This window comes from Kribbella sp. CWNU-51 (assembly GCF_054073265.1).
In genome coordinates, this window is record NZ_JBSXMZ010000014.1 from 26,516 (window position 1) to 49,070 (window position 22,555).

General features: G+C 69.3%; 26 protein-coding genes and 1 tRNA gene. 9 read left to right on the forward strand and 18 right to left on the reverse strand.

Features of this window, described 5'->3' with window-relative positions; genetic code table 11:
- Positions 1-105 precede the first annotated feature (105 nt).
- The 8 genes from ACXC9Q_RS18275 to ACXC9Q_RS18310 all read right to left on the reverse strand — a co-directional run bounded on the left by ACXC9Q_RS18275 (position 106) and on the right by ACXC9Q_RS18310 (position 6,345).
- Positions 106-1,086 carry a type IV toxin-antitoxin system AbiEi family antitoxin domain-containing protein gene (locus tag ACXC9Q_RS18275; RefSeq protein ID WP_457057772.1) on the reverse strand — a complete coding sequence of 327 codons (981 nt, stop codon included), beginning with the start codon at positions 1,084-1,086 and terminating at the stop codon, positions 106-108.
- Positions 1,087-1,264: 178 nt separating this feature from the next.
- Positions 1,265-2,614, reverse strand: a complete 1,350-nt coding sequence (locus ACXC9Q_RS18280; RefSeq protein ID WP_457057773.1) for an 8-oxoguanine deaminase — start codon at positions 2,612-2,614, stop codon at positions 1,265-1,267.
- A gap of 7 nt (positions 2,615-2,621) precedes the next feature.
- Positions 2,622-3,527, reverse strand: coding sequence for a factor-independent urate hydroxylase (gene pucL, locus ACXC9Q_RS18285; protein ID WP_329483450.1), 906 nt, complete (start codon positions 3,525-3,527; stop codon positions 2,622-2,624).
- Between the two features lie 5 nt (positions 3,528-3,532).
- Positions 3,533-3,862 carry a hydroxyisourate hydrolase gene (gene uraH / locus ACXC9Q_RS18290; protein WP_457057774.1) on the reverse strand — a complete coding sequence of 110 codons (330 nt, stop codon included), beginning with the start codon at positions 3,860-3,862 and terminating at the stop codon, positions 3,533-3,535.
- On the reverse strand, positions 3,859-4,353 hold the full coding sequence (gene uraD / locus ACXC9Q_RS18295; protein WP_457057775.1) for a 2-oxo-4-hydroxy-4-carboxy-5-ureidoimidazoline decarboxylase: 495 nt from the start codon (positions 4,351-4,353) through the stop codon (positions 3,859-3,861). Before uraD ends, uraH begins: the two co-directional genes overlap by 4 nt.
- 92 nt (positions 4,354-4,445) lie before the next feature.
- Positions 4,446-4,829, reverse strand: a complete 384-nt coding sequence (locus ACXC9Q_RS18300) for a helix-turn-helix domain-containing protein (protein WP_457057776.1) — start codon at positions 4,827-4,829, stop codon at positions 4,446-4,448.
- Entirely contained in the window at positions 4,822-5,061 is a 240-nt protein-coding gene (locus ACXC9Q_RS18305; protein ID WP_457057778.1) for a hypothetical protein, read from the reverse strand. Before ACXC9Q_RS18305 ends, ACXC9Q_RS18300 begins: the two co-directional genes overlap by 8 nt.
- Positions 5,062-5,070: 9 nt before the next feature.
- The gene (locus ACXC9Q_RS18310; RefSeq protein ID WP_457057779.1) at positions 5,071-6,345 is read right to left on the reverse strand and encodes a DUF6986 family protein; all 1,275 of its coding nucleotides are present in this window, start codon (positions 6,343-6,345) and stop codon (positions 5,071-5,073) included.
- Between the two features lie 132 nt (positions 6,346-6,477).
- Between ACXC9Q_RS18310 and ACXC9Q_RS18315 the strand changes: the two genes are divergently transcribed.
- Positions 6,478-7,242 (forward strand): IclR family transcriptional regulator, encoded by a 765-nt coding sequence (locus ACXC9Q_RS18315; protein ID WP_329483445.1) that lies wholly within the window; start codon positions 6,478-6,480, stop codon positions 7,240-7,242.
- 9 nt (positions 7,243-7,251) lie between these two features.
- On the opposite strand, the gene ACXC9Q_RS18320 is transcribed toward ACXC9Q_RS18315, so the two are convergent.
- Both ACXC9Q_RS18320 and fgd read right to left on the reverse strand, forming a co-directional pair.
- A complete protein-coding gene (locus tag ACXC9Q_RS18320) occupies positions 7,252-7,827 on the reverse strand; it encodes an N-acetyltransferase family protein (protein WP_457057780.1) in 576 nt (191 codons plus the stop codon).
- A 17-nt stretch (positions 7,828-7,844) separates the two neighbouring features.
- On the reverse strand, positions 7,845-8,849 hold the full coding sequence (fgd, locus tag ACXC9Q_RS18325; protein ID WP_457057781.1) for a glucose-6-phosphate dehydrogenase (coenzyme-F420): 1,005 nt from the start codon (positions 8,847-8,849) through the stop codon (positions 7,845-7,847).
- A gap of 285 nt (positions 8,850-9,134) precedes the next feature.
- Between fgd and ACXC9Q_RS18330 the strand changes: the two genes are divergently transcribed.
- Both ACXC9Q_RS18330 and ACXC9Q_RS18335 read left to right on the forward strand, forming a co-directional pair.
- Positions 9,135-10,082 (forward strand): carbon-nitrogen hydrolase family protein, encoded by a 948-nt coding sequence (locus ACXC9Q_RS18330; protein ID WP_457057782.1) that lies wholly within the window; start codon positions 9,135-9,137, stop codon positions 10,080-10,082.
- 37 nt (positions 10,083-10,119) lie between these two features.
- Positions 10,120-10,617, forward strand: coding sequence for a methylated-DNA--[protein]-cysteine S-methyltransferase (locus tag ACXC9Q_RS18335; protein WP_457057783.1), 498 nt, complete (start codon positions 10,120-10,122; stop codon positions 10,615-10,617).
- Here ACXC9Q_RS18335 and ACXC9Q_RS18340 read toward each other — a convergent pair.
- On the reverse strand, positions 10,614-11,063 hold the full coding sequence (locus ACXC9Q_RS18340) for a hypothetical protein (RefSeq protein ID WP_457057784.1): 450 nt from the start codon (positions 11,061-11,063) through the stop codon (positions 10,614-10,616). The genes ACXC9Q_RS18335 and ACXC9Q_RS18340 overlap by 4 nt on opposite strands.
- Positions 11,064-11,073: 10 nt before the next feature.
- Positions 11,074-11,928: a DUF72 domain-containing protein gene (locus tag ACXC9Q_RS18345; RefSeq protein ID WP_457057785.1), complete on the reverse strand. Its 855-nt coding sequence runs from the start codon at positions 11,926-11,928 to the stop codon at positions 11,074-11,076.
- Positions 11,929-11,997: 69 nt separating this feature from the next.
- Between ACXC9Q_RS18345 and ACXC9Q_RS18350 the strand changes: the two genes are divergently transcribed.
- A complete protein-coding gene (locus ACXC9Q_RS18350; RefSeq protein WP_457057786.1) occupies positions 11,998-13,323 on the forward strand; it encodes a glutamine synthetase in 1,326 nt (441 codons plus the stop codon).
- Positions 13,324-13,399: 76 nt separating this feature from the next.
- Positions 13,400-13,774: a hypothetical protein gene (locus ACXC9Q_RS18355; RefSeq protein ID WP_457057787.1), complete on the forward strand. Its 375-nt coding sequence runs from the start codon at positions 13,400-13,402 to the stop codon at positions 13,772-13,774.
- 2 nt (positions 13,775-13,776) lie between these two features.
- Here the strand turns inward: ACXC9Q_RS18355 and ACXC9Q_RS18360 are convergent, their stop codons facing one another.
- Entirely contained in the window at positions 13,777-14,154 is a 378-nt protein-coding gene (locus ACXC9Q_RS18360; protein ID WP_457057788.1) for a hypothetical protein, read from the reverse strand.
- 139 nt (positions 14,155-14,293) lie between these two features.
- On the opposite strand from ACXC9Q_RS18360, the gene ACXC9Q_RS18365 reads away from it, so the two are divergent.
- Both ACXC9Q_RS18365 and ACXC9Q_RS18370 read left to right on the forward strand, forming a co-directional pair.
- Complete coding sequence (locus tag ACXC9Q_RS18365) at positions 14,294-16,228, forward strand: sensor histidine kinase (protein ID WP_457057789.1); 1,935 nt, start codon at positions 14,294-14,296, stop codon at positions 16,226-16,228.
- Positions 16,225-16,869, forward strand: a complete 645-nt coding sequence (locus ACXC9Q_RS18370) for a response regulator (RefSeq protein WP_457057790.1) — start codon at positions 16,225-16,227, stop codon at positions 16,867-16,869. Before ACXC9Q_RS18365 ends, ACXC9Q_RS18370 begins: the two co-directional genes overlap by 4 nt.
- Positions 16,870-16,879: 10 nt before the next feature.
- Here ACXC9Q_RS18370 and ACXC9Q_RS18375 read toward each other — a convergent pair whose 3' ends face one another.
- The 3 genes from ACXC9Q_RS18375 to ACXC9Q_RS18385 all read right to left on the reverse strand — a co-directional run bounded on the left by ACXC9Q_RS18375 (position 16,880) and on the right by ACXC9Q_RS18385 (position 20,020).
- Positions 16,880-17,839: an acetylxylan esterase gene (locus ACXC9Q_RS18375; RefSeq protein WP_457057791.1), complete on the reverse strand. Its 960-nt coding sequence runs from the start codon at positions 17,837-17,839 to the stop codon at positions 16,880-16,882.
- 31 nt (positions 17,840-17,870) lie between these two features.
- Complete coding sequence (locus ACXC9Q_RS18380; protein ID WP_457057793.1) at positions 17,871-18,329, reverse strand: hypothetical protein; 459 nt, start codon at positions 18,327-18,329, stop codon at positions 17,871-17,873.
- 116 nt (positions 18,330-18,445) lie between these two features.
- Positions 18,446-20,020: an LCP family protein gene (locus ACXC9Q_RS18385; RefSeq protein ID WP_457057795.1), complete on the reverse strand. Its 1,575-nt coding sequence runs from the start codon at positions 20,018-20,020 to the stop codon at positions 18,446-18,448.
- Between the two features lie 273 nt (positions 20,021-20,293).
- Between ACXC9Q_RS18385 and ACXC9Q_RS18390 the strand changes: the two genes are divergently transcribed.
- A tRNA-Ser gene (locus tag ACXC9Q_RS18390) sits at positions 20,294-20,383 on the forward strand.
- A gap of 194 nt (positions 20,384-20,577) precedes the next feature.
- Here ACXC9Q_RS18390 and ACXC9Q_RS18395 read toward each other — a convergent pair.
- Both ACXC9Q_RS18395 and ACXC9Q_RS18400 read right to left on the reverse strand, forming a co-directional pair.
- Positions 20,578-21,477 carry an LLM class flavin-dependent oxidoreductase gene (locus ACXC9Q_RS18395; RefSeq protein ID WP_457057797.1) on the reverse strand — a complete coding sequence of 300 codons (900 nt, stop codon included), beginning with the start codon at positions 21,475-21,477 and terminating at the stop codon, positions 20,578-20,580.
- Positions 21,468-21,881, reverse strand: a complete 414-nt coding sequence (locus tag ACXC9Q_RS18400; protein ID WP_457057799.1) for a PPOX class F420-dependent oxidoreductase — start codon at positions 21,879-21,881, stop codon at positions 21,468-21,470. Before ACXC9Q_RS18400 ends, ACXC9Q_RS18395 begins: the two co-directional genes overlap by 10 nt.
- 28 nt (positions 21,882-21,909) lie before the next feature.
- On the opposite strand from ACXC9Q_RS18400, the gene ACXC9Q_RS18405 reads away from it, so the two are divergent.
- A partial coding sequence (locus ACXC9Q_RS18405) for a phosphoribosyltransferase (RefSeq protein WP_457057800.1) occupies positions 21,910-22,555 on the forward strand: 646 nt, incomplete at its 3' end.

The following is a 22,555-nucleotide window of genomic DNA, read 5'->3' on the forward strand; positions in this document are numbered from 1 at the left end:
CTATTTCCTGTCCGAGATCCCCACTGCGTGTCCCAGCACCCCCCCGCCGGGACCTCCTGCACGGGGGTGACCAGGTGGAGCGGTGACCAGGTGGAGCTCCTGCATCTAGTGATCCTTGGTGGGACCTCGGACAGTCCATGCCGTGTCCGAGGTCCCCTCGGCGTGTCCGAGCAAGCCTCGTCGAAGCCTGGCGGCCGTCAGCGTGGGGTGATCGAGGTCGGCCCAGCCCACTCTGATCACGCGATAGCCCCGCTCGCGTAGGCGGTCCTCGCGCCATTTCTCCGCGAGTACGGCGTCGGCCGTGTCGCCGTACTTCAGAGCACCGTCGAACTCAACGATCAGCACGCCCGCCAGAAGGAAGTCAACCCGTCCGATCAGTCGGCCCTCGTCGTCGCGGATCTCCACCTGCAGCTCAGGTGCCGGCAGTCCGTGATTGGCCATCAGCACTCGCAGGCGGGACTCGCCGACCGATTCGCTCGCCCTGTCGGCGAAGCGTGCAGCGGCAGCGGCGGCCGGGCTGCCACGCCAGTGTCGATGGCGCTCCACCGCGGCGGCGAGCCGGTCCGGCGTCGTCAGCTGACGTCGGAGTGCAGCGTCGGCCAGGACGACTCCCACTTCGTACGACGTACTGCAGATTGTCTCGGTGATCGCGCGCTCGACCGTGGTCACTCGGACACCGTCCACTTCTGTGAGCTCGTCAGGGTCGACAGGCGATCGATGCAGAGCGACCGTCGCACCGGCCCGGATCCGCCCCGACGATCGCGTGAAGTGCACCCTGGCGAGATCGAGCTCCCAGAAGGGCAGACCGTGGAGCATGGTGGCCGACTGATGACTGACCACGACGTCACCGAGGCGGTCGATCGTTGACCGGAGGTGCAGCAGGTGGAGACGCGCCGCACGCTCCCAGGCCGGCTCGTCGGCGGGCCACTGGTGCGGCTCGACGTACGAGTTGAGGCTCAGTCTCAGCCACCGCCCGCTGCGAACCCGGTGGCGCAGCTCGCTGTCGCTGTACCCGGCCGCTACGGCGTCAGCGCGGGTGAACCACCCTTTCCGACGGGCTGCGATCACTTCCAGCTTCTTGTTCATGCCTCAGAAGATGCATCCGTAGGACGTCATCCCGCCGACCGATCTTCAGAGCTGCGGATAAGTCATCGGACACCCGCTCGGAACTTCGGACAAGGAATGCCGTGTCCGAGGTCCCCGGCACGTGTCCGGGCCTTTGTCCACGCGACCCCAGGCGGCACCTGCCCGGGACCCCGGGTCCTCAGGTGTCGGCGAGGAGGCGGGTCTGGGTTTTCGCTACCTGGCCGGCCAGGGCGAGTTCGTCGAGTGTGGTGACGGTGTCGTGCTCTACGACCGGGCGGCCGTTCACGAGCAGGAGCTCCAGGGGTGGTGGGGTGCCGAGGACCAGGGCGGCTACTGGGTCGGGGATGCCGGCGTGGGCGAGGGTGTTGAGGTTCCAGACGGCCAGGTCGGCGAGTTTGCCTGGCTCGAGGGAGCCGATGTCGTTCTCGCGGCCGAGGATGCGGGCGCCGTCGAGGGTGGCCATTTCCAGGGCGGCGCGGACGCCGAGGGCCTGGGGGCCGCCGCGGGCCCGGGCGAACAGGAGGGCGTGGCGGAGTTCCTCGATGAGGCTGCCTGCTTCGTTGCTGGCGGCACCGTCTACGCCCAGGCCGACGGGACTGCCGGCGGCGCGGAGGTCGGCGGCGCGAGCTATGCCGGCTCCCAGGCGAGCGTTGGAGCTGGGGCAGTGGGCGACACCGGTGCCCGTCTGGCCCATGCGCTTGATCTCGGCGTCGTCGAAGTGGATGCCGTGCGCGAACCACACGTCGGATCCGGTCCACCCGAGCTCAGCGGCGTACTCCAAAGGCGTGCAATTGAAGGTCTCGCGGCACCAGTAGGTCTCGTCGGTGGTCTCGGCCAGGTGCGTGTGCAGCCGGACGCGCTTACGCCGAGCCAACGAAGCCGCCTCGCGCATCAGGTCGCCACTCACGCTGAACGGCGAGCACGGCGCGACTACGATCTGCAGCATCGAATCCGGCGAAGGATCATGCCAGCGGTCGATCGCTGCCTCGGTCGCGGCGAGGATCTCGTCGCGGTCCTCGACCACGGAGTCCGGCGGCAGCCCACCGTCCTTCTGCCCGCGGTCCATCGATCCGCGCGCCGGGTGGAAGCGCAGCCCGATCTCGGCAGCGGCGGCGATCTCGGCAGCGAGCAGATCCCCATCACCGCGTGGGAAGACATAGTGATGATCCGCCGCGGTCGTGCACCCAGTACGCGCGAGTCGCGCCAACGCAGCCTGAGCAGCCACATGCACCGACTCGTCAGAAATCCGAGCCCACACCGGATAGAGCGTGGTGAGCCAGCCGAACAACGTCGCATCGGCCGCTAGACCGCGGGTCACCCACTGATACAGATGCTGATGGGTGTTGACGAAGCCGGGTGTGACGAGACAGCCCTGTCCGTCGATCACCCGCGCTCCGTCGTACGCCGGCGCCGGACCAGGGCCGACGGCAACAATACGGTTGCCCTTGACAACTACATGTCCGGTGAACTCACGCCGCTCCGGATCGACCGTGACCACGGCCGCCCCGTCGATCACGATCGTGTTCATCACTGCCTCAGCAGAAGCCCGGTACGGCGTGCCACGCGCTGCCGGCGTCACTCGCATCATCCCGGACCACAGTGGCCTCGATCAGACCGTACGGGCGATCCGCGGCGATGAACACCTCACCCGGGTTCTCCACGTCGAACGGGCTCAGATCGACCAGGAAGTGGTGCTTGTTCGGCGCCGAGAACTTGATCTCCGCGACCTCCGGATGCTGCTGCAGGACGGCCTCACCCATCCCGTACAGCGTCTGCTGCAACGCCAGACTGTGGATCTTCGCGAACTGCTCGAGCAGCAGTCCCTTGATCTCGTCGTACGACTTGTCCCAGTCGACCTCGGTGTGGTCGTAGCGCCAGCGGGCGACCAGCGACGTGGCCAGGATGCGGTCGTCGGTCTCCGGCAGCGTCGTGTACTTGTCCTTGAGGAACCCGTGGAACTCCGACCCGGTCGACTTCAGCACGACCAGATCGCGAATGCCGGAGACGACGTACCGCTTCTGCTCGTCACCCCGGCCCTCCACGTTGACGACCGTCGTACGCACGCCGCTGCCGGCCCGGACGAACGAGTGGTCGTGCGGCGAACCGTCGACGGAGATCCGCTCCCAGGCGTACTCCTCCACCTCGATCCGCGCGCCGTCGGCCGCCGGCGACGCGTCCAGGAAGTGTGCGCCGAGCGTCAGCGCGTAGTCCTCGATCGCGCCGACGCCCTTCTCCTTGGCGAACGCGAACGCGGTGTTCTTCTGCGTGTCGGTCGGCAGCACGTCGCTCTGGTCACCGGTGGTGTGCGCGGACTCGAACCGGCCGCGCAGGGCGGACGAGACGTTCAGGTCGCGGATCTGGTGGCGGGGCGTGTCGCGGTAGATCCGGACGACGCGGCTCTCGGCCTTGCCGTACTGGTTGGCTCCCAGGTGAATGGCCATCGGGCTCAACTCCCTCGGTAGGTGGAAAACGCGAATGGGCTGAGCAGCAACGGGACGTGGTAGTGCCGCTCGTCGGTGACCGTGAAGGTCACGGTGACCTCGGGAAAGAAGATGTCCTGGCCGGACGCGGCCGCATACGCGGCGACGTCGAACCACAGCCGATACGTGCCGGCCGGCAGCGCCGGTTCCAGCTCGGCGATCCGCCCGTCGTCGTCCGTAAAACCGGTCGCTAGTACGACGTCCTGCTCGCCGGTGACCCGGGACAGGCGAACCGGCACACCGTGTGCCGGTAGTCCCAGCCCGGTGTCGAGAACATGCGTGCTCAGGCTGCTCACGCCTCCACGACCTTGGCGAGTCGGAGCAACGCGATCTTGCGCAGTTCCTCGCGTACGACGGCGACCTCGGTGGCGTCGTCGTGGGTGAGCCGGCGGCGGAGGCTGGTGAGCATCTGCTCCGCCGACAGGCCGGTGGCGCAGATCAGGAACACCCGGCCGAACCGCTGCTCGTACTCACGGTTGCCCTCGGCAAGGGCCTCCCGGACCCCGGGATCCTCGCCGACGCCGGACTGTTCCCGGCGCGACCAGGTGGCCTCGGTGCCGGCGCCCTGCGGGCGGTCACCGATCCGCGGGTGCGCCTGGAGAGCGCGATCGACCTCGTCGTCGTCGAGCTCTCGCAGCGACTGGTCGGCGACCGCGGTCAGTGCGGCGAGATCGCCGTACGGCCGCTTGGCCAGGAGTCCGTCGACCCAGCGGGGGACGTCACAGCAGGCCGCCAGCATCGGACGCAGCCGGTCGGCCGGAGTGGAGTTGAACTCCTGCAGGTCCACGGATCACACCTTCTCGAATCCCGAAATCGACTTTCCGTATGACGAGAGTGGCATTCGTCTCGCCTGTCGTCAACAGTTTGTTGAAATCCGGGTCAGTCGCGCGCCCGGTTGAGGTAGTTGTAAACGGTGAAGCGGGTGACGCCGAGCGCCTCGGCGACGATCTCCGCGGACTTCCGGTACTCGAAGGCACCGCGGGCCTCGAGCATGAGGACGGCCTGCTGCTTCTGCCCCCGGGAGAGCGTGTGCAGCGGTCCGCCTAGCTCGTCGGCAACCTCCGCGAGCAGTGAGCTCACGCCACCCTCGGGAGCCTTCACAAGGCGACCGGCGGGTAGGCGGACGGCGACCAGCGGCTCGCCCTCCCACAGCAGTGGTACGTCGTCGTCGCGAGCCTCCTCGGGTACGACGAGTTCGGCGTCCAGTCGCTCGATCAGCGGCGAGATCGCCGTGATCAGCGGATGCACCTCCGGCTCAGGCATCGCGGCGTACCTGCAAGGTCACCTGGTTCGCACCGCCCGCGAAGGCGGCCGCCAGCACGTCGGGCAGCGCGGGCAGGAGCAACTCCTGCTCGCCGCGGACCTGTGTGCCCAACGGGCCGAAGTCGCACTCGAGACCGGCTTCCTGCGCCGCTCGCAGAGCCTCGGTGGCGTGAGCGGGTGGCGTTCCTTCGACGTCGAAGGGTTCGGTGGTGAACTCCGCAACCAGTCGCATCTAGTGAGGCTAGCGCTCCGATCGCAGCGGGCGACGGGCCAGCTTCGCGAGTCCCGCGATGTCGACGCCGATGAGCTTGTCGACCTCCGCCGGGTCCACCGCCCCGCAGTCGAGGCCGCGCAGGAGGAAGCCGGCCAGCGCCGCGGCGGTCGCGGGCTCGTCGAGGTACCCGGACTCACCGTGGCCGAGGTACGCCCGCAGCCGGGTGGCGGCTGTCTCCAGACCCTCGCGATAGAAGAGATACGTCGCCACGAAGCGAGTCGGCAGCTGAGCCGGGTGCATGTCCCAGCCCTGATAGATGCCGCGCGCGAGCGAACGTCGTACCAACCGGAGGTGGAGGCGCCAGGCCGCGTGGACGGCGTCGCGGTCGCCGATCGGGAGGACATTCGTGGAACCGTCGGAGACGAACACACCGGTCCCGGCCGCGGCCAGCTGCATCACGTCCTTCGCGTGGTCGGCCACGGGATGCTCCATGCTCTGGTACGCCGCGGCGACACCGAGCGAGGCCGAGTAGTCGTACGTGCCGTAGTGCAGGCCGGTGACGCGGCCCGCGCCTGCCTTGATCATCCGCGCGATCAACGCGGTGCCGTCCGACCCGAGGATCGCCTGTGGGGTCTCGACCTGGATCTCGAACTTCAGCTCAGATGCGCCGTACTCGACCTCGAGCGCCTCCAGCACCACCACCATCGCCTCGACCTGCTCGACCGAGGTCACCTTCGGCAACGTGACCACGAAACCGTCCGTCAGGCCGCCCGCCGCCGTCAGCTCACGGACGAACAGATCCAGCGTCCGCACCCCACGCCGCCGGGTCGGCGCCTCCAGCGACTTGATCCGCAGCCCGTGGTACGGCGCCACCGCGCCGGCGCCGTCCGCCGACGCCCCGGCCCGCACGCTCCGCGTCAAGGCGCGGGCAGCGGCGAAGGCGGCCGCGTCCTCTTCCTCGTCGGATCGGGGCCCGTAGCCGTCCTCGAAGTCGATCCGGAGATCCTCGATCGGCTCCCGCGCGAGCTTGGCGCGAACGCGCTCGAAGACCTCGTCCATCAGCCCGGGCGGCAGCTCCAGCACGTCCGCGAGCACCTCGGCCGAGCCGCCGTACTCGCTCAGCACGGCCGTTGCCTCCGCACCCCAGGTGCCGACGGTGTTCACGTCGTACTTGTCGGCCGGCACGTAGACCGTGTGCACCGGCTGCCGGACGCCGCGGTCCCCCGGGTAGTCCGCCGCCAGCGCTGCGTCGGCGGCCGCCAACCGCCGATCCAGCTCGCCGACCAGATCCTCCAGGCTCATGCGGGCCACCTCTCACGCTAGAATTCCGTATTGCGGAGACTAATATCTACTTTGCGGAAGACACAAGGTCCACACTTTCCGGAATCTGGCGCTAAACTTCCGTCATCCGGAAACCCTCGAGAGGCTGGATCCATGGCGGAAGCGAACGGCGGCAAGGGCCGCACCGGCAGTGTGCAGTCCATCGAACGCGCCTTCGGGCTGCTCGAGACCATGGCCGACGCGGGCGGGATGATGGGCCTGTCCCAGCTCGCCACGGCGTCCGGCCTGCCGCTGCCGACGATCCACCGGTTGGTTCGCACCTTGGTCGACCTCGGCTACCTCCGTCAAGAACCCTCGCGTCAGTACGTCCTCGGCCCGAAGCTGATCCGCCTCGGCGAGAGCTCCTCACACATGCTCAGTGTCTGGGCCCGCCCGCACCTCGCGCGGCTGGTCGACGAGCTCGGCGAGTCCGCCAACATGGCGATGCTCGACGGCGACCAGGTCGTCTACCTCGCCCAGGTCCCGTCCCGGCACTCGATGCGCATGTTCACCGAGGTCGGCCGCCGGGTCCTCCCGCACTGCACCGCCGTCGGTAAGGCGATCCTCGCCCAGCTCCCGGAGTCCGAGGTACGCGACCTCCTCCACCGCACCGGTATGCCGAGGCACACCGACAACACCCTCACCACCCCGGACGCCTTCACCGCCCAGCTGCACAAGGCCGAGGAGTACGGCTACGCCACTGACGAAGGCGAGCAGGAGGTCGGCGTCCGCTGTGTCGCGGTAGCGGTCCCCGACGCTCCGTCCCGACTGGCCATCTCCATTTCCGGCCCCGCCGGCCGCATGACCGAAGATCTGGTCGAGCGGGCCGTCCCCCTCCTCACGCAGGCCGCCAAAGCCCTGTCCGACGACCTGCGCTGAGGTGCGCGGCTAGGGGGCGTAGGTGCGCCAGCGTTCGGTGAGGACGTAGCCGAGGGATTCGTTGGCCTGCAGGCTCGCCTGGTTCGCGGCGGCGCCGCCGGTGCTGAAGCTCTTGATGCCGAGGTCGAGGAAGGCGAGGATCGAGGCTGCCTTCACGGCCTGGCCGACGCCGCGTCGGCGGTACGCCGCCAGCACCGAGGTGAACCTGGTGTCGCCGAAGCCATCGCGGACGCGGATCACCGTAGCGCCGACCAGGCGGCCGCCGTCGAACGCTCCGAACACGCGGTGAACCGGCCAGAGGCCTTGGGTGTCGGAGAGGTCACCGACGACGCGATGGGTGGCGGGGGTGTAGGGGTAGTCGGGTTCGTTGGTCTTCTCCAGGGCATGGAGTGCCTTGGCGGACTCCGGGCCGACTTCGCGAATGGTGAGTCCGCCGGCGACCGCACGGCGTACGGCGGAGTCCAGCAGCTCGCGGTCGGGGTTGTGCAGGCGGACGGCCCAGGACTCGGCGACCACGCGGTAGCCGGCGGCTTCCAGCTCGGCACACCGCGGGTCGCCCTCCTGCACAATCACGTAGTCGCCCATCTCGCGATTGTCGCTCCTCAGCCCAGCTTGCGCAGTAGCGGAAGCACGTCCTCGGTGAACTGGGTGAGGAAGCGTTCCTGGTCCTGGCCGGGGCCGTGCACGACGAAGTGGTTGAAGCCGGCATCCAGGTAGGGCTGGAACTGCTTGACGACCTCGTCGGGATCGGAGGCGACGATCCAGCGCTGCGCGACCTGCTCGATCGGCAGCTCGTCGGCCAGCCGCTCCATCTCGGTCGCGCTGGTGACGCTGTGCTTCTGCTCCGGCGTCAGCGACAACGGCGCCCAGAACCGGGTGTTCTCCAGCGCGGCGGCGGGGTCGCGGTCGTAGGAGATCTTGACCTCGAGCATCCGGTCGACGTCCTCGAACGTCTTCCCGGCCTTCTCGGCGCCTTCCTTCACGGCGGGGATCAGCTTGTCGGTGTAGAGCTCCATGCCCTTGCCCGACGTCGCGATGAACCCGTCGCCGGCGCGACCGGCGTACTTGGCGACCAGCGGTCCGCCGGCGGCGACGTACACCTTGAGCGGGGTCTCCGGCCGGTCGTAGATGAACGCGTCGACGGTCTTGTAGTACGGGCCTTCGGCGTTGACGCCGTCCTTCGTCCACAGGTCGCGGATCAGCTGCACGGCCTCCCGCAGCCGGGCGAACCGCTCCTTGAACTCCGGCCACTCCATCCCGGAGACGGCGATCTCGTTCAGCGCCTCACCGGTGCCGACGCCGAGCATCACGCGGCCCGGGTACAGCTCGCCGAGCGTGGCGAACGCCTGCGCGATCACCGCCGGGTTGTACCGGAAGGTCGGCGTGAGCACCGAAGTCCCGAGCAGCACCCGGTTGGTCCGCTCGCCGACCGCCGCCATCCAGGCGAGCGCGAACGGCGCGTGACCGCCTTCGTGCCGCCACGGCAGGAAGTGGTCCGACACGGTCACACTGTCGAGCCCGAGCTCTTCGGCCCGGACCGAGTACTCCACCAGCTCCCGCGGACCGAACTGCTCCGCCGAAGCCTTGTACCCGACTCGAATGCTCACCCTCTGCTCCCAACGTCGTCTGCTCGTACTCGGTGGACAACCGCGTCCGGGTCCGACTTTATGCCGCCAGGGGTAACCCGCGGCGTGGCGGCGTGGACGTTTGACCAAGGGCATGGGGTCGGCAAGGATATGGGCCCGGCGCGGTCCGCGCCGCACCTTCGCCGACCGGCCCCAGCCTGGTCCTGCTGAGAAGGCAAAGGGACTTCCTGTCTCGGACCGCTCGTCCTGGTCAACTGCCTCGGGCGGGATCGCTGGGGGATCGCGTGCGAGTGCGTGGAAGGCCAGATGACAGCGCACAGGAACTTCAAGCAGCGGGTCCGTGCCCGCGCCGCCAAGACGGGCGAGTCCTACACGGCTGCCCTCCGGCACTTCCGTCCGACTCCTCCAGGAGAAGACATGCCGGAGAACGCCCTGCGGATCGCCGTCGCCCAGTCGACGGTCCGCCAAGATCCCACCAACGCCGCCCTGCTCCGCGCGAGTGGCACCGAGGTCCGCGACCTGGTGCGGCAGGCGGCTGCGGCAGGCGCTCGTCTCGTCCACTTCACCGAGGGCGCGCTCTGCTTCCCGAGCAAGCACGTGATGTCCGAGCTGGGCCCGGACGAGATCGGGCCTTCGGACTGGAGCAAGGCCGACTGGGCCGTGCTCCACGACGAACTCGACCAGATCACCAGGCTCTCCCGCGAGCTCAGCATCTGGACCGTGATCCCGTCCGTGCATCCACTGCCCGAGGCCCGGCCGCACAACAGCATGTACGTCGTCTCAGCCGCGGGCAAGGTGGTCGCGCGGTACGACGAACGCGCGCTGTCGACCACGAAGATCACCTGGATGTACACCCCGGGCAGGGAGCCGGTGACCTTCGAGATCGACGGCTATCGATTCGGCCTCGCGCTCGGGCTGGACGTGCTCTTCCCGGAGCTGTTCACGGAGTACGACCGCCTCGACGTGGACGCCGTACTCGTGTCGTACGCGAGCACCGGCGTCGGGCAGAACGAGCACATCGGGGTCCAGACCCGCGGGACGGCTGCGACTAACACCTACTGGATCAGCCTGGCCGTGCCGGCCAATCCGGGGGCCGGCCTGGACTCGGGCGTGAGCGATCCGCACGGGGTCTGGGCGGTGCAGGGACCGGCGGACAGTACGCCGGGGATCGCGGTGACCGACCTGCACCGGGTGGACGTGAGCCAGGTCGGCCGCGACTTCCGGCGCCGGACCCGGGAGCGCATCGGCTCCTGAGGCCTCACACCTCCGGGTGCTGACGCGTTCCATCAGCATGAACAGGCATGCGATCGTCAGCACCCGGATCGGGGACCTCACGCTGGTCGCCTCGAACCACGCGCTCGCCGGCGTCTACTTCCCGCATCACTGGGTGAAGCCGTCGCCGGAGGTGCTCGGTGAGCTGGTCGAAGCCACCGACCCGGTCATCGCCGAGGCGGCCCGCGAGCTGGACGAGTACCTGACCGGCGAGCGGACCACGTTCGACTTCCCGACCGTCCTGCGCGGCGACGACTTCCAGCGCCGCGTCTGGTCGATCCTCGAGGACATCCCGTACGGCGGAACGACGACGTACGGCGAGATCGCGGAACGACTGGGCGACCGGACGCTCGCGCAGCGGGTCGGGAAGGCGGTCGGTCAGAACCCGCTGTCGATCGTCGTACCGTGCCACCGGGTGATCGGGAAGAACGGCTCACTGACCGGATACGCCGGCGGCCTCAAGCGCAAACAGTTCCTCCTCGAGCTGGAGGAGCCGGTGGGCGCGCGGCTCTTCTAGGACATGTCGCCCACCTGCTCGGCGTACCACTCGACCTCGACCAGGTGTTCGGCGATCTGGCGGAGGGTCCAGTTGGCGCCGCGATCCTTGTCCCACTCGGCCGGATCGACCGCGGCGTACCGCAGCGCGAAGGTCCGTCCCAACCGGCTCAACCGCTGCTCGGCCTCGCGCACGTCCTCGACCGTGAACGGCGCGAGGTCGGCGGCGGAGGTGAGCGCGCTCGCGTGCCACTCGTCCGGCTGGGTCGGTACGCCGGCCAGCAGCGCCTCCACTTCGGCCAGGTGATCGACGAGGTGGTCCGCGATCCGGCGGACGGCCTTGTGCGGGGTGAAGGTGCGACCGTCGTCCGACGTACGCGGACGGCCGTCCCAGGCCGGCCAGGTGGTGACCAACCGGAGCGAACGCCCGACCGCGTGCTCCACCAGTTCTCCAGGGTTCTCAGTCATGCCGCTCACGCTAAGCCTGTGATACTTCGGCACCCGCCGAAGTGATCCCGAGCCGGCGGGAGAGCCCCTCCGCGTCGAACGGCGCCCGGACCTTGGCGTCGTTGTCGAAGTAGACGTAGGCGTTCTGGCCCCAGGCCCGGATCTTCGCGGCCCACCGGTCCAGCGCCTCGTCGTCGTACCCGCTGACGTAGAGCTCGTCAGCGCCGTGCAGCCGCACGTAGGCGAAGTCGGAGGTGATGTCGTCGAACATCGGCCACTTCCCGGCGGTGTCCGCGCAGACCAGCGCGATGTCATGCCGGCGGCACAGCTTGATGAAGCCGGGCGTCTGGAAGCTGGAGTGCCGTACTTCGATCGCATGCCGGAGCGGGATGTCGACCGCGCACTCCAGCAGTGAGCGGCCCTCCATCCGCTCGTCGTGGCCCTTGGCAACCTCTGCCGCCTGCACCGTTGTCCGCGGCAACGAGGCGAAGAACGCGGCGCAGCGCTCCTCGTCATACCCGAGGGTCGGCGGGAGCTGCCACAGCACCGGGCCGAGTTTGTTGCCGAGAGCAAGTACTCCGGAGGCGAAGAAGTTGGCCAGCGGCGCGTCCACGTCGGCCAGCTTCTTCAGATGCGTGACGAACCGCGGGCCCTTGACCGCGAACACGAACCCGTCCGGCGTCTCGTCGTACCAGCGCTGGTACGACGACGGCCGCTGGAGCGAGTAGAACGAGCCGTTCAGCTCGATCGAGTTCAGCCGGCTGGAGGCGTACTCGAGCTCGGCCCGCTGCGGCAGGCCGTCTGGGTAGTACACCTTCCGCCAGGGCGGGTAGCGCCACCCCGAGATCCCGACCCGGTACGGACCATCCGGCCACCCATCGCTCACGTCCCGATTATGCGGCGTGATCATCCGGATCGCCGCCGGTTGACGGGGTCGTGTGGTACGAAGGTCGGCATGTCTGTCACCGACAGTCCCGTCGACGCGCTGCTCGAGAGCGGCCTGCGGATGCTGATCACGTCCATCGTCGACAACGCCGGCATCACCCGCGCGAAGACGGTGCCTGCGGCCCGCGTGCGTACGGCGGTCCGCGACGGGATCGGACTTTCGCCGGTGTTCGCGCTGATGTGCGCCGACGACGCCATCACCTCGTCGCCGCTGGTGAACGGGCCCGTCGGCGACAACCGGTTGATGCCGGATCTCGGCGCAGTCGCCCCGCTCGGGCCTGACCACACCGTGTTCTGGGCGCCGGCCGACCAGCTGACGCAGGACCACGAGCCGGTCGACATCTGCCAGCGTGCGGCGCTGCGGCGGCAGGAAGCGCGGGCGGTCGCGGCCGGCCTCGACGTCAAGCTCGGGTTCGAGCTGGAGTTCACGGTCTTCACCGGTGATCCCGGCGATCCCGCGGTCGGCACCATCGGACCGGCGTACGGCGTGCTGGCCATGGTGAAGCTGGAGGACTTCGCGGTCGACCTGCTCGAGGCACTCGACGCGGCCGGGGTCCCGGCGGAGCAACTGCATCCGGAGTACGCGCAGGGTCAGGTCGAGGTCGCGCTGCCGCCCGCGACGCCGCTGGCCGCGGCCGATCAATCGCAGCTCGCGCGGCTCGTCGTCCATCGGGTCGCTCGTGCACATGGGCTGCTGGCGTCCTTCGCGCCGATCACAGTGGCCGGGTTCGTCGGCAATGGCGCGCATATCCACTTCTCCGCGTCGCTGGATGGCGTGCCGTTCGGTGCTGACGACGGTCCGTCCGAGCATGCGCGGCAACTGATCGCCGGAGTGCTCGCCGAGCTCGACGGACTGACCGGCGTACTGGCGCCGAGCGTGGTCAGCGCGGATCGCCGCGTGCCCGGGAACTGGGCCGGCGCGTTCGCGTGCTGGGGCGAGGAGAATCGCGAGGCCGCGCTGCGCTACGTGCCGGGCAGCGTGACCAGCCGGCCGGACTCGGCCAACTGCGAGATCAAGATCGGCGATCCGTCGGGCAACGCGTATCTCTCCGCCGCGGCCGTGCTGGCCGCCGCCTTGACCGGGCTGGAGCGGAAGGCGGTCTTACCGCCTGGGCTCGACCGCGACCCGGCGACGTACCCGGACGACGAACGCCCGCGCCGCTTGCCGCTCACCCTCGACGACGCGCTGTCGGCCCTCGAGCGCTCGGCCGTCCTGCGGGACGCGCTGGGTGATGCGATCGTCGACCCGTTCCTCGCCGTACGCCGTCATGACGCGGAGTCGCTGGGCGGGTTGTCGCTCGAGGACCGGGTCCGCGCGCTGCGCTGGCGGTACTGAGGCCGGCGGCATTGAGTACGGCGCACCCCGCCGGGGCGAGCTGAAGTGGCCGCCCGGATCACTTACGGTGAACCCCATGGCGTTAGCTGCGAAGGGGAGCAAGGGCGAGTCGTTCCTTGCGGTGGTCGTCGGCGGCGGTGCGGCGTTCGGGCTGGTCGTGATCACCTCGCGGGCGTGGAAGGCCTGCAATGTCGACGTCACCGGCAGCGTCCCCAACGGCCTCACCCTGCTGTTCCTCGGTCTGCCGCTCGCCCTGATCGTGAACCTCGTCCTGTTCACCACGGTCTTCCGCTACGCCGGCAAGGCGTTCCTGTTCTCGCTGATCGCCGCCGCGGTCGCGATCACGATCGCCGACCTCGCCCTGTTCTCCTGGCAGGGCACACCCGCCGGTTCCCCGGGCACCTGCCCGGGGAACGTCCCACCGTGGTGGCCCACGTGGATTCCGACCTGACGTCAGCGGGCTGAGCGCCGGGTCACCAGGACGAGGGCGACGGCGGCGATCACGCCGAACGGGATGGCCTGCAGTTCCTGGAACGCGATCAGCTTGAAGAGCGTGAAGTAGATCATCCACGTCGCGTAGAGGATGACGCCCGGGCGGCCGAGGGGATGGTTACGGAGCAACGCGACGACGGCGATCAGGCCGGTCAGCGTGAGGAACTCGTACGCCACGACGAAGCAGACGCCGAGGGCCGTCCAGCCCTCGAGGCCGGTGAAGTAGATCGAGCCGTAGCCGCCGACCGCGGCGACCAGGCCGAGCAGGATCGCGGCGACGAGCACGCTCGCCGGCCGCCGGCGCGTCGCGGTGGAGTGGGTGGTGGTCGCGGTGGTCACAGTGTTTCTCCTGTCGATCGGATTCGGTGTCCCAACGGTCGCGACCGGGCTGTCCCGTCCACCACGGCCGGCCGTCACGATCCGATCCGGGACTCCTTGTCCCGTGACGCCGGGACAAGTTGGCGGCGATGATGCGGTCATGGGGGTTGTCATCGGTGTACTCGCGGTCCTCGCCGGACTGGTGGGGGCCGGCCTGCACGCGGTCAACGCGCCCGCCGGCCGGACGATCGAGCCGTCGTTCTGGTTGATGGAGCTGGCCGCCGCGCTGGCGTACGGCCTCGCCTGCCTGCTGCTCCGGGCGACCGGCGCCCGGCGGATCCAGGTGTTGCTCGGGGCAATCGCGCTGACCCAAGGCCTGGCCCTGCTCGGCACCGAGGTCGGTCTGCTGACGGACGGGACGTGGTCGACCTGGCTCGGCGCTTGGCTCTGGGCGCCCGGCTACACGGCGATCGCCGTACTTCTGCCGGTGATGCTGCCGGATGGCCGGCAAGCGTCTCGGCCGGCGTTGTGGTTCAACGCAACCGCAGTGGCCGTCATCGCGGTCACCTGGGCGCTGACGCCGTACGAAGGGCCGGAGTATCCCGAAGGTCTGCATGGTGCGACGAATCCGGTCGGCGTCGCGGCGACCGGTGAACCGGTCGTCGCGGCTCTGCTCGGCGGACTGCTTCTCGCAGCCGTGATCGTGGGCTTCGTGTCGCTCGTGACCAGGTGGCGGCGGGCCGCCGATCTCGAGCGGCAGCAGCTGAAGTGGGTGTTCGTCGGCTACGCGTGCACGATCGTGCTGTTCGCGGTCGCGCGGCTCCTCCCGGCCGGCACGGGAGCCGTGGCAGGGCTCGCCATACTGCCCCTGCCGATCGCGATCGGCATCGCGGTGATGCGTTACGGGCTGTGGGACGTCGACATCGTCATCTCCCGCGCTCTCGTGTACGGCGCTCTGTCGACGCTCGTGATCGGTTTGTACGCCGTCACGGTCTGGCTGGCCGGTGACCGGCTGGGCGCCACGACCGGAGCACCCATCCTCGCGACCACCGTGGTCGCCCTGGCGGCGCTGCCGTTGCGGTCCTGGCTGCAGCGGCACGTCAACCGGCTGGTCCATGGTGACGTCGAGGAGCCGTACGCCGTACTCGCACGGCTCGGCACGAGGCTCGCGGCGGCAACCACTCCGGACGACCTGTCCGAACGGGTCTTGCCGTCGGTGGTCGAGCAGGTGGCTCGGTCCCTGCGCGCACAGCAGGCGACCATCGTGCTGCGGGACGGACTGGTGACGTCGTACGGCGAAGGGACGGGGATCGGGATGACCGTGGAACTGGAGTACGCCGGCGAACACTTCGGGCGGCTCACCGTCACCCGGTCGACCGAGTTCGACGGCCATGAGGTGCGAGCGCTGGACCGGCTCGCCGCGCAGGCCGCGGTCGCGGCACACACCGTCCTGCTGGCGCGTGAGGCGCAGCGCGCCCGGGAGGCTGTGGTGGTCGCGCGGGAGGAGGAACGCCGCCGGCTTCGTCGCGACCTGCATGACGGCGTCGGCCCATCGCTCGCCGCACTGGCTCTGCATGTCGAGACTGCGCGCGACATCGCGGCGGACGACCCGGAGGCGGCTCGGAAACTGCTCGACCGGCTGGTGCCTCGGCTCAACGCGGCAGTGGCCGACGTACGGGCGTTGGTGCACGAGCTCAGGCCGCCGATGCTGGACGAGCTCGGGCTGGCCGCGGCCGTGCGCGAGCTGGGCGATCGGCTGTCCACGGGTACGACGAGGGTCCGGGTGTCGGCCGACGAGATCGCCGGATTGCCTGCTGCTGTGGAGGTTGCGGCGTACCACATCGCCGGTGAGGCGACCGGGAACGCGGTCCGGCACGCGGGCGCCGGGACCGTCGCGGTCCGGGTCCGGGATGGCGACGGGTGCGTGTGCATCGAGGTCGCCGACGACGGACGCGGGCTGCCTGACCAGGTGCGGCCCGGGGTCGGTACGTCGTCGATGCGGGAGCGGGCTGAGGAGCTCGGTGGTCAGCTGCGGATCGACTCCGGTCCGGCGGGTACGACGGTGACGGCGCTGCTGCCGAAGGGGGCGTCATGAGCGTCCGGGTGCTCGTGGTCGATGACCATCCGCTGTACCGCGAAGGGCTGGTGACTGCCATCTCGACCATGCCGGGCAAGGAGGTGGTGGGCGAGGCAGGCGATGGCGCGGAGGCGGTCAGGCTGGCGGGCGAGCTCGTCCCGGATGTTGTCGTGATGGACCTGCACATGCCGGTGCTGAACGGCGTCGAGGCGACCCGGCAGGTGACCGAGCAGCAGCCGTCGATCGCCGTACTTGTGCTGACGATGCTGGAGAACGACGAGTCGGTGTTCGCCGCGGTCCGGGCCGGCGCGCGCGGCTACCTGCTGAAGGGCGCCGACCGCGCCGAGATCGGCCGCGCCCTCGACGGGGTGTCCCACGGCGAGGTCGTGTTCTCCGCCGCCATCGCCAGCCGGGTCCTCGCCTACTTCGCCGCCGGCCGCGCCGGGCCCGAGGTCGCACCCTTCCCCGAGCTCACCGACCGCGAACGCGAGGTCCTCGACCTGGTCGCCCGCGGCCTCACCAACGCCGCCATCGCCCGCCACCTCTTCCTCAGCGACAAAACCATTCGCAACCACGTCTCCAACGTCTTCACCAAACTCCACGTAGCCGGCCGCTCAGAAGCAGTAGCCCGAGCCCGCGACGCCGGCCTCGGTCAGTAGGTGAGCGTGCTCAGAGTTTGGCGCCGATCAGTTGGTAGATGTCGTCGTGGGCGCCGGGGAGGTCGTCGTGGCCGAAGTCGGGGTAGAGGCGGACGTCTTTGGGGGACGTGATCTTGTTGTACGCCGCGAACTGGGTGGACGGCGGGCAGACCTGGTCCTCGAGGCCGGTGAAGAGCGTGACCTCGGCGCGGATCCGGGGAGCGAGGTGCTGGACGTCGATGTAGCCGAGGGTGGTGAACACCTCGTCCTGGCGCAGGTGCCGGGGATCGCGCTTCTTGAACCAGGTGACGATCTCGTCGTACGGGCCGGTCTCCAGGTTCAGGTCCCAGGTCCGCTGGTAGTCGCACAGGAAGGGGAAGACGCTCGCGGTGTACTTGATGCCCGGGGTCAGCGCCGCGGCGACCAGGCTGAGTCCACCGCCCTGGCTCCAGCCCGTGGTCGCGATCCGCGCGGCGTCCACCTCGGGCAGGCCGCCGATGATGTCCGCGAGCCGCCGGGTGTCCAGGAACACGTGCCGGTACAGCAACCCGTCCGGTCCGTCGTCGAGGCCGTGGACCAGGTGGTTGTGCAGCGAGAAGCTGTTCGCCGCCTGCGACTCGGTCCGGAATCCGACCTGCTCACGCACGTCCAGCGCGGCCACGGTGAACCCGCGGGCGGCGTACGGCAGCAGATCGACCCACTTCGGCTGCTCACCGCCGTACCCGTGGAAGATCAGCACGGCCGGGCCGGTGGGCTCGGCCGGACGGATCACCTTGGCGTGCACGCGGTAGCCGCCGGTGCCGTTGAAGTACAGGTGCTGCGCGGTCGCCGTGGTCAGCGGGAAGTCGGTCGCGTCGGCGAACTCGGTCTCCGGGGCGACGGCATCGAGCTCCAGCAGCGCCTTGTCCCAGTACTGGTCGAAGTCCGCCGGCTTGGGGTTGGTGCCCTGGTAGGCGATCAGTTCGTCGTACGACAGCTCGAAGGACAGCACCCGGACTCCTCAGGTCGAATCGGCTCGCAAGTCATTCTGCGCGATCGTTGCCGTCCGGGGCAGTGCCGTCCCAGATCGTGTAACCGTGCGCCGCGTTCAGCCGGTCCCGCAGCGCGGTCTCCAGGCTCGCGGCGCGACCAGGCGCCAGCCACGCGATCGGCAGCAGGATCGAGTGGTCCGGCTGCGTGGTGCGCAGCACGATCGCCTCGCCGTGCGTGGTCTCCACCCGGCCGACCTGGGTCACGTCGGTCCAGGGCGTCCGGACACCGCGCACCTCGATCCCGGTGTCCCGCAGCTTCGCGATCTTCGGCGGCCAGATCAGGATCCACAGCCCGGCCAGCGTGATCAGCCCACCCAGGGTGACGAACACCGAGACCGCCACGGCCGGCAGCCCGAGTGCCCACAGGATCGCGGCCACGCCGAGGATGATCAGCCCGGCGGCCAGCACCCCGAGGAACCGCCCCGCCCGCATCCGGTACGTCGTACGCATCGCACAAGGATCCCATTCACGGTCCCGGCCGGTTCCCCCGGGCGGCGGGTCGGGCCACCGATCAGAAGGCGTCGGTGTCCGAGGTGGAGGCGTTGCCGAAAGGTGTCGGGTTGCTGTCAGTTCCCGGTCTGGCTGGGGTTGTACGCGCAGGCGTCGTTCAGGTTCTCGGTGGCACCTGGCGTCACGGCCGGCTTCGGCGTCGCCTTCTTGGTCGACCCACTGGACGGCTTCTTCGTCGTGGTGGTCGACGGAGTGGAGACCGGCTTGGTCTGCGGGGCGATGGCCTTCTGGATGATCTCCTGCATCGCGGTGTAGTCGGGGTTCTTGCCGGTCGGGAAGTTCTTGTTCTTGTCCAGGTCGACGTTGGTGACCTTCGCGCCCTTCACCTTCAGACCCAGCTCGATGAACGCCGGCAAGATCTCCTGCGGGATGTCGGTCCGCAGCACCTGCTTGCCGGCCGAGGCGATCTGCTGGTACTTCGTCACCAGGGTGGCCGGGTTCACGCTGTTCACCAGCGCGTGGATCGTGCACCGCTGCCGCTCCTGCCGCGACGGGTCGCTCAGGCCGTAGCGGCCGCGGGCGAACCAGAGCGCGTGGTAGCCGTCGAGCTTCTGGTTCGGGCCCGGCTCGATGTAGCCGGACGGCTTCTTCGCGGTGTTCGACCCCGGGCCGTCGCCGTAGTCGCCGCCGATCGGCACCCGGTAGTTGACGTTGACGGTGATGCCGCCGACCGCGTCGATGATCTGCCGGAAGCCGGCCAGGTTGACCTGCATGTAGTAGTCGATGTCCAGCCCCAGCGCCGCGCCCGCGGCCAGCTTGACCACGTCGGCGCCCTCGTTGTCGGTCTGGCCGAGGACCCCGGGATGCGCCTTCGGGACGTTGTCGTACATCGAGTCCAGGTAGTACTCCGGCTGCTCGACATTGCCCAGCTTCGGGTCCCAGAAGCCGTCCGGGTAGATCTTGTGCAGCGGTGAGTCCTCGGGGAACGGCATCCGCATCCAGTTCCGGCTGAGCGAGATCAGCGCGGTGTCACCGGTCTTGGTGTCGATACTGGCCACGATCACGGTGTCGGTCCGGACGCCGGTGCGGCCGACGCCGTCGTCAGCGCCGAGCAGCAGCAGGTTCAGGCGGGGAGTCTTGGCCCACGGATCCTTGTTGTTGTCCACCTTCGGACGGGTCGCGCTCTTCGAGTTGCCCTCGGACTGGAACACGCTCCCGACCAGGTCGCGCTGCGCCATCACGGTCTGCGCCGCCACGGTCGTCGGTACGGCGATCGCGAAGCAGAGCATCCCGACGAACATCGACCCGACCAACCGCCCGGTGTAGGTCATGCTGACCGGGCGGAGCAGTTTGTGCGAGGCAACCACTATCCAGATCCAGCACACACCCAGCACCACGACGGCCGCGGTAGCGATCAGCAACTGCCGAGGCGACACCGCGAAGGCGAGAATCGAGTCCCGTCGCGTGAGGCCGACGTACGTGGCGATCAGCAGCAACCCGACGCTGATCGTGAGCACGAACGCACCCAGCTTCTTCCGCCCACCCATCAGCAACCCAGAACCCGGGATCAAGGCGCTGAGCAGCGTCAGGCCGATCGCCTTCGAGGTCGTCCGGGCCCGCTGCGAGCGGTGCCTGGACCGGCTGGCCCGTGGCGCGGACCTGCGTCCGGCTGCGCGAGTACTCCGCGACATAGCTCCGTTCCCTGATCGACGACGTGGCGACCCTCCGTCGGCCGCGCACGGCAGCCCACGGTACTTCTGACGCCCACGACACCTGGTTGGTTGACGTGAAGCTGGCGACCCCCGTCGATGCCCGCCACAGTACAGGTGCCCCGGGCTACTCTCCCAAGGTGCCGCCCCCGGCACGCAGAGTGTCGGTCAGGAGGGTCGGGACCCGCTTTGCCGCCGACAGGGTCGAGCGGATAGTCTTGGCCGTCGTCGTGTCCCCTCAGGGGGATCGTCGGAGGAGGCGTCGCCTAGTCCGGTCGATGGCGCCCGCCTGCTAAGCGGGTTGAGGGTAATCCCCTCTCGCGGGTTCAAATCCCGCCGCCTCCGCTCCCGGGAGCTCCCTGTCCGCAGAATGCGCGGACCAGGGAGCTCCGGCTGTTTTCCGGGGGTGCGACCCCCGGGCCCCGCCCGGCGGGCTTCGCCCCCGGACCCCCGGGGTTGTGCCTGGCGGGCGTTGTTTATTCGCTCAGCGGGTGCCTGGAGGGCGTTGGCTGCTTGCTCAGCAACGTGGCTGGCGTTGGCTATTTGCTCAGCAATTGCTTGGCTTCGGCGATGCGTTCGACTGAGCGCGGGGTCATCGGCTCCGGGGAGATGATCAGGTGGTCGACGCCTAGTTTCTGGTACGCCGTGAAGGCCTCGGCCAACTCCGGGATCGTGCCTTCGATGGCGCGGGGATCGGGGTCCGCAACGGACGGCTGGTCGGTGTCGCGGACGACGATCCCGACTGTGGCGGCCACGGTGCCGTCGGGTTTGCTAGCCGTCTTGACCGCCTCGCGGAGGGTGCCGAGCTTCTCCTCGACCTTCTCGCTCGCGGCGCCGTACCAGGCGGTGTTCCAGGCATCGGCCCACTCGGCGACGAGCCGCATCATCCGCGGGCGGTGACCGGCGACCAGGATCGGGATCCGGTGCGGCGGCGCCGGATCGAGGTTCGCCTCGCTGACCCGGTAGTACGTGCCGTCGAAGGTGACCGTCTCGCCGCGGATCATCCGCGCCACGATCTCGAGCCACTCCTCGAAGCGCCCGACCCGATGGTCGGTCGGCAGCCCAAACGCGTCGTACTCCGGATCGTGCCAGCCGGCCCCGACACCGAGGATCAGCCGTCCGCCGGATACCTCGTCCAGCGTCGCGGCCATCTTGGCGGTCAATCCGGGGTCACGGAACGATGCGCAGAGCACCATGTTCCCCACCTCGACGTTCGTGGTGACCGCGGCCACCGCGCTCAGCAGCGTCCACGACTCGTGCATCCCGAACACCCGGCCCTCCGGGTCGCGGTAGAGGAAGTGATCCGCGAGCCACACCGAGTCCAGCCCGTTCTGATCGGCCGCCTCGGCGACCGCGCGGAGGTCCTTCCACCCCGGCATCCCACCCCCGGGCCCGTCGCCGTCACCCAGCGGAAGCATCACGCCGATCTTCAGGCCCATGGTCCGACACCTCCGATCTTGTCCACCGTGATGTGCGTGACGTACCCCGGCGGCAGCTCCTCGCCGGGCCGGTACTGCGCGTCCGGACCGATGTAGGTCTTGACGAGCCCACGCAGTACGTCGACCGCCCCGCCCTCGGTGATCCGGGCGGTACCCGTGATCACCAGGTACTCGGTCAGGCCCACCTCGTTACTCCGGTCGGTCTCGACCGACAACACCACCCGGCCGTCACGCCGGATGTTCTTCACCTTCTGGTTGTTCGGGATGTGGGCGGCGATGATCTCGTCCCCGTCCAGCCCGACCCAGATCACCGACACCTGCGGGCTGCCGTCCGCATTGATCGTCACCAGATGCCCAAGAGCATTCGATTCGAGCACGCCCCGCGCGCTCTCCGGGATTCGCATGCGGCCAACGTAGTTGGATGATGGCGTTATGAGGAGGCCGTACCTGGATCGGGCGGCTGCGGGCCGGGCGTTGGTGGAGGAGCTCGGCGAAGTCGGTGGATCCGTTCTGGTGCTGGGGCTGGCGCGGGGCGGGGTGCCCGTGGCGGCTCCGATCGCGGACGCGTTGGACGCGGATCTCGACGTACTGATCGTCCGCAAGCTCGGTCTGCCGGGTCAGCCGGAGCTGGCGATGGGGGCGATCGCGGGCGTCGGCGACGCGACGTACACCGTCCGCAACGAGCCGGTGCTGAAGGGCATCGACGAGCAGACGCTGGAGCAGGTCCGTGAGCGCGAGGTCCGTGAGCTCCGTCGGCGTGAGCGGGAGTATCGCGGCGACCGGCCGCCCATCGACGTCCACGACCGCGTGGTGATCCTGGTCGACGACGGCCTCGCCACCGGTTCGACCATGCGCGCCGCGGTGGAAGCGGTACGACGACAACGGCCGGCTCGCGTGATCGTCGCCGTACCGGTCGGTGGCGTGGAGAGCTGCCGGTGGCTGGGGCAGGTCGCGGACCAGGTGGTGTGCGCGTGGATCCCGCGGCGCTTCGCCGCCGTCGGGCAGGCGTACCGCGACTTCTCGCCGGTCGGCGACGACGAGGTCCGCCGGGTGCTGGCCGAAAGTACAGCGCGGGGGG